The sequence below is a fragment of the uncultured Chryseobacterium sp. genome (assembly GCF_913776365.1).
GTDB lineage: Bacteria > Bacteroidota > Bacteroidia > Flavobacteriales > Weeksellaceae > Chryseobacterium.
In genome coordinates, this window is record NZ_CAJYMO010000094.1 from 1 (window position 1) to 4,234 (window position 4,234).

The following is a 4,234-nucleotide window of genomic DNA, read 5'->3' on the forward strand; positions in this document are numbered from 1 at the left end:
AAGAGGCAGGCATCGAACCGAAGATCAAAGCCATCCGCGGAGGAACCGACGGCGCCCAGCTCTCCTACATGGGACTGCCCTGCCCGAATATTTTCGCGGGAGGAATCAATTTCCACGGACCGTATGAGTACGTAGCATTGGAAAGCATGGAGAAAGCTGCGCAAGTGATTGTGAATATCGTGAAAGCGTAAGATTTCAATGTAAAAACAGAAAGCCGGCCTCATTGTGCCGGCTTTTTTTAATACTTTAAGTGAAATTCCGTAATAAAATGTTCCGGGTTTTTATTGGAAAATTTAATGGTGATGGAATCTCCCTCTTCTTTGCCATAAGAATTCACCGCGTACTCACGGCCTTCATAAAAAATACCGTTAACCTTAAATTTTACTTCCACATACCTTCCTTTACGGGACCCTGTTTCTGTTATGATTCCCTTGGTCAGGCTATAATCTCTGTTAATTTCATTAATTTGTTCAATTTTTTTCAAATTCAGATAACGGACGAAAAGTATAATTGAAGCAAACATAAGAGTCATTACCAGAGCAAACTGAAAATATTCCTTTAGGGTGATTTTTGGCTTTTTAGCCTTTTTGGGCAGTTTCTTTTTTTTCATTGATCAAAGGCATCTATATTTCTAAAGTTCAGAAAAAGTTTATTTCTAAGATTATATTTTCGTTTATATCTCTAAAAAATACCGATAATTCCTTTGACAGGGCTTGTTTATCAACATTCAGATCTCCGTCTCCATACAAACCGCCCTGCATCGTCTCTTTACCATATCCGCCTCCCCAGTAAAGCGATTTCGATTCTATAAAAAAAATGAAATCATCTGCATTCTTATCGCTGAAGAAAAAGCTGTTTTCACGGTTGAAGGCCCTGAATTCCAAAATATCTTTCATCGTGTTAACCCTGTTATATTCATCTCCAATCCATTAAATTTAAACACGAATGTCACAAATTTTTTCACAAATCTTCACGAATGGTATCGTGTTATTCGTGGAGGTATTGGTGTCATTTGTGTTTAATTGATGCGCATAAAGTTTACCTAAATCTGAAGGTCTGAGATATTAGTTTCATAAAATCAGACATTACTATTTCACTTATAATCAATTATATGAAATCATTTTTTAACTTTAAGGATCCAAAATAATTACAAATAAAAACCAAAACAAAATTAATTATGAAAAATTTTAAAAAACTTAACCGAAAAGAATTGCTGAATATTCTCGGAAGCGGTATACCCAATTGCCACATCAACGGAGATTCTGCTTATTGCTGGACCGATTGCGACTGTACTTTTGGAAAAGTATGCCAGCTCAATGATGATGGAACTCCCGGGCAATGTGTGCCGGGCGGCGGAGGCGGTTCCGGAGGTGGCAACTGTCCCCCGGGAGATAACAGCTGTGTAGAACAACCTTATTAAATGTAAAAGAGACTGCTCCGAGGCAGTCTCTTTTATATGATATTAAATGATCAGTTATTATTCCTGTCGGTTTCCCAAAAAAGCATCCCAACCCTGCGCCGTCAGTGCCACCAGTTGGTTGGAACCTCTCGCGACCATGAAATTGCCGTCTTCTCTGGCAACGGCGTGACCGATGATGGTAAAATCCGGATGGTTTTTAATTTTATCGAAATCATTCGGAGAAATCGTGAACAGCAATTCGTAATCTTCTCCTCCGCTTAAAGCTGCCATCACCGGATTCAGGTTGAATTCATCCGCAGTGGTGATCGTCAGGTTGTCCATCGGGATTTTCTCTTCATACAGCCTGAAGCCTACTTCCGACTGGTCCGAAAGGTGGAGGATCTCCGAAGCCAGGCCGTCCGAAACGTCGATCATGGAAGTCGGTCTGATATCCAGTTGTTCCAGGATGCCTTTTACATCCGTTCTGGCCTCCGGTTTCAGCTGTCTTTCCAGGATATAATCGTAGCCTTCCATTTCCGGCTGCATATTCGGGTCGGCCAGGAATACCGCATGTTCCCTTTCCAGGATCTGGAGTCCCATGTAGGCACCTCCCAGATCACCGGTAACTACCAGGAGATCATTCGGTTGTGCTCCGCTTCTTTTCACAATATTTTCTTCGTTTTCGATTCCGACAGCCGTGATGCTCATCACCAGACCGGCATTGGAACTCGTTGTATCTCCGCCGATTAAGTCGACTTTATACCTTCCGCACGCTGCCTGTATTCCGGAATAGATTTCTTCCAGGGCTTCCACCGGGAAACGGTTGGATACCGCCAGCGAAACCAGGATCTGGGTGGGCGTGGCATTCATCGCAGCAACATCGCTAAGATTAACGACAACGGCTTTATACCCCAAGTGCTTCAACGGAACATATCCGAGATTGAAATGGACGCCTTCCGCCAATACATCGGTCGTAAGAACAACTTTTTTGCCTTCGGGATTAATCACCGCTGCATCATCTCCTACGCCAAGTTCCGAAGAGTCGTTGGCCAAAGGGAAAAACCGGGTCAGGTGCTTGATCAGTCCGAATTCTCCCAGTTTGGAAATCGGCGTCAGTTCAGGATCTTTATCTTCAAACATATCTTTTTATATAAATAATGAGTAATTGGTAATGGGCAATTTTAAACCCAAAACCTTAAACCGTAAACGCTGCAGGGTCAATATTCTCCGGGCGGAACGGCAGGTTTTTGAAATCTTCCCGGGTCAGCACAGCCGTTTCCGGGGATTTATATTTGTTCATCGCTTCCACCACATCATCCGGCGGGGTCGTCATTTTCCTCAGCATCATATCGATCCATACCCCGGTAGCTTCTGCGGTTGCACAGTGTTCGCCATCAGGAGTGTAGAATTTGTGGACGAAACGGTAAATCGAGGAGTCCTCGGCGCATCCGTCGATTTCCAGGCTTACGATAACCGTCTGATCGGCATAGATTTCTTTAAAAAAAGAGTATCTTTCATGCAGGATTACCGGTCCGATGCCCCATCGGCTGAGCTGGGTAACGCCCATTTTTTCTTTGGTCATAAAAGCCATTCTCGCCTGTGCACAATACTGCACATAAGATGAATTGGCCAGGTGTTTATTGGCATCAAGATCGCTCCAGCGCACTTCGAAAGTATGGTAGAATATCATTTAGATTTTGTTTTAAATATGAACTTAAATTTTACCACAAAATTTTTCTCTTCTCTTTTAACTCATAGAAACAGCATAATTCTGAAAATCTTTGATTTTTCTCTTCTGTAATCTGAATTATACGGGCTTCGACTCCGCTCAGCCATCAGAAGAATAAATTCTAATGTGCCTCATATGTTTATAAAAAGCTTTTGGAACTTTTGTGGTTATCATTTCCCGGTTTAATCGAAAAATTACATTCTTCAAAATTACTCAAATAAGATGGTTTATAAAAATTGTAGTTTTGCAAAAATAATCTTGAGCATAAGATTAATGAACTATGAAACGAATTATCATTATCGGAGGCGGTGCGGCCGGATTTTTCTGTGCCGCCAACCTGGACGAAACGAAATACAAAATCACGATTCTCGAGCAGAATTCGGATGTCCTGCAGAAAGTGAAGGTTTCCGGAGGCGGCCGGTGCAATGTTACCCACGCCTGTTTCGACCCGCGGGAGCTGGTGCAGTTTTATCCCAGGGGAAACAAGGAGCTGCTCAGTGTTTTCACCAAGTTCCAGCCGGGCGACACAATGGATTGGTTTGAGCAGCGGAATGTGGCTTTAAAAATTGAGAACGACAACCGTGTTTTTCCGGAAAGCAATTCTTCCCAAAGCATCATCAACGCCATGCTGGCTGAAACTCAGAAGAAAAAGGTGGAGGTGAAAACCAAATGTTCGGTAAAGGAGATTGAAAAGCTGAACGGGAAATATTCAGTAAAAACGAGCCTTGGGGATTTTGAAGCCGATGTGGTGGTTTACACGACCGGAAGTTCTCCGAAATCACTGAAAATGATTGAAAACCTGGGCCATAAGATTGTGGACCTGGTTCCTTCACTTTTTACCTTCAACATCAAGGACGATTTGCTGAAAGACTTGGCCGGAACCAGTTTTGAAATGGCCGAAACAGCGATTCCGAAGCTTAAAACCGAAGAAAGCGGTCCTTTATTGATTACCCACTGGGGACTTTCAGGGCCGGCCATTCTGAAAATTTCTGCCTGGGAAGCGATCAATCTGGCGAAAGTGAAATACAATTTCGAAATCGAAGTGAATTTTATCTCTAAAGAAATAGAGAACGCAGAAAAACTGTTCCAGCAATTCAGGCAATCCA

6 protein-coding genes and 1 pseudogene are annotated in these 4,234 nt (G+C 42.7%); 3 read left to right on the forward strand and 4 right to left on the reverse strand.

Annotated elements, in window-relative coordinates; translation table 11 throughout:
- Window positions 1-191: pseudogene (locus QZ735_RS04700) on the forward strand (peptidase T); the annotation flags it as partial.
- Between the two features lie 47 nt (window positions 192-238).
- On the opposite strand, the gene QZ735_RS04705 reads toward QZ735_RS04700, so the two are convergent.
- Window positions 239-610 carry a hypothetical protein gene (locus QZ735_RS04705; RefSeq protein ID WP_294244889.1) on the reverse strand — a complete coding sequence of 124 codons (372 nt, stop codon included), beginning with the start codon at window positions 608-610 and terminating at the stop codon, window positions 239-241.
- 28 nt (window positions 611-638) lie between these two features.
- A complete protein-coding gene (locus QZ735_RS04710; RefSeq protein ID WP_294244892.1) occupies window positions 639-896 on the reverse strand; it encodes a hypothetical protein in 258 nt (85 codons plus the stop codon).
- Between the two features lie 281 nt (window positions 897-1,177).
- Here QZ735_RS04710 and QZ735_RS04715 point away from each other — a divergent pair, with 281 nt between their 5' ends.
- Window positions 1,178-1,420 carry a hypothetical protein gene (locus QZ735_RS04715; RefSeq protein WP_294244895.1) on the forward strand — a complete coding sequence of 81 codons (243 nt, stop codon included), beginning with the start codon at window positions 1,178-1,180 and terminating at the stop codon, window positions 1,418-1,420.
- Window positions 1,421-1,477: 57 nt separating this feature from the next.
- On the opposite strand, the gene thiL is transcribed toward QZ735_RS04715, so the two are convergent.
- Together thiL and QZ735_RS04725 are read right to left on the reverse strand one after the other, a co-directional pair.
- Window positions 1,478-2,539 carry a thiamine-phosphate kinase gene (thiL, locus tag QZ735_RS04720; RefSeq protein ID WP_294244897.1) on the reverse strand — a complete coding sequence of 354 codons (1,062 nt, stop codon included), beginning with the start codon at window positions 2,537-2,539 and terminating at the stop codon, window positions 1,478-1,480.
- Window positions 2,540-2,594: 55 nt separating this feature from the next.
- Complete coding sequence (locus QZ735_RS04725) at window positions 2,595-3,089, reverse strand: thioesterase family protein (RefSeq protein ID WP_149246031.1); 495 nt, start codon at window positions 3,087-3,089, stop codon at window positions 2,595-2,597.
- A 319-nt stretch (window positions 3,090-3,408) separates the two neighbouring features.
- Here QZ735_RS04725 and QZ735_RS04730 point away from each other — a divergent pair.
- Window positions 3,409-4,234, forward strand: an 826-nt coding sequence (locus QZ735_RS04730) for an aminoacetone oxidase family FAD-binding enzyme (RefSeq protein ID WP_294244904.1), incomplete at its 3' end; no start/stop codon positions are given.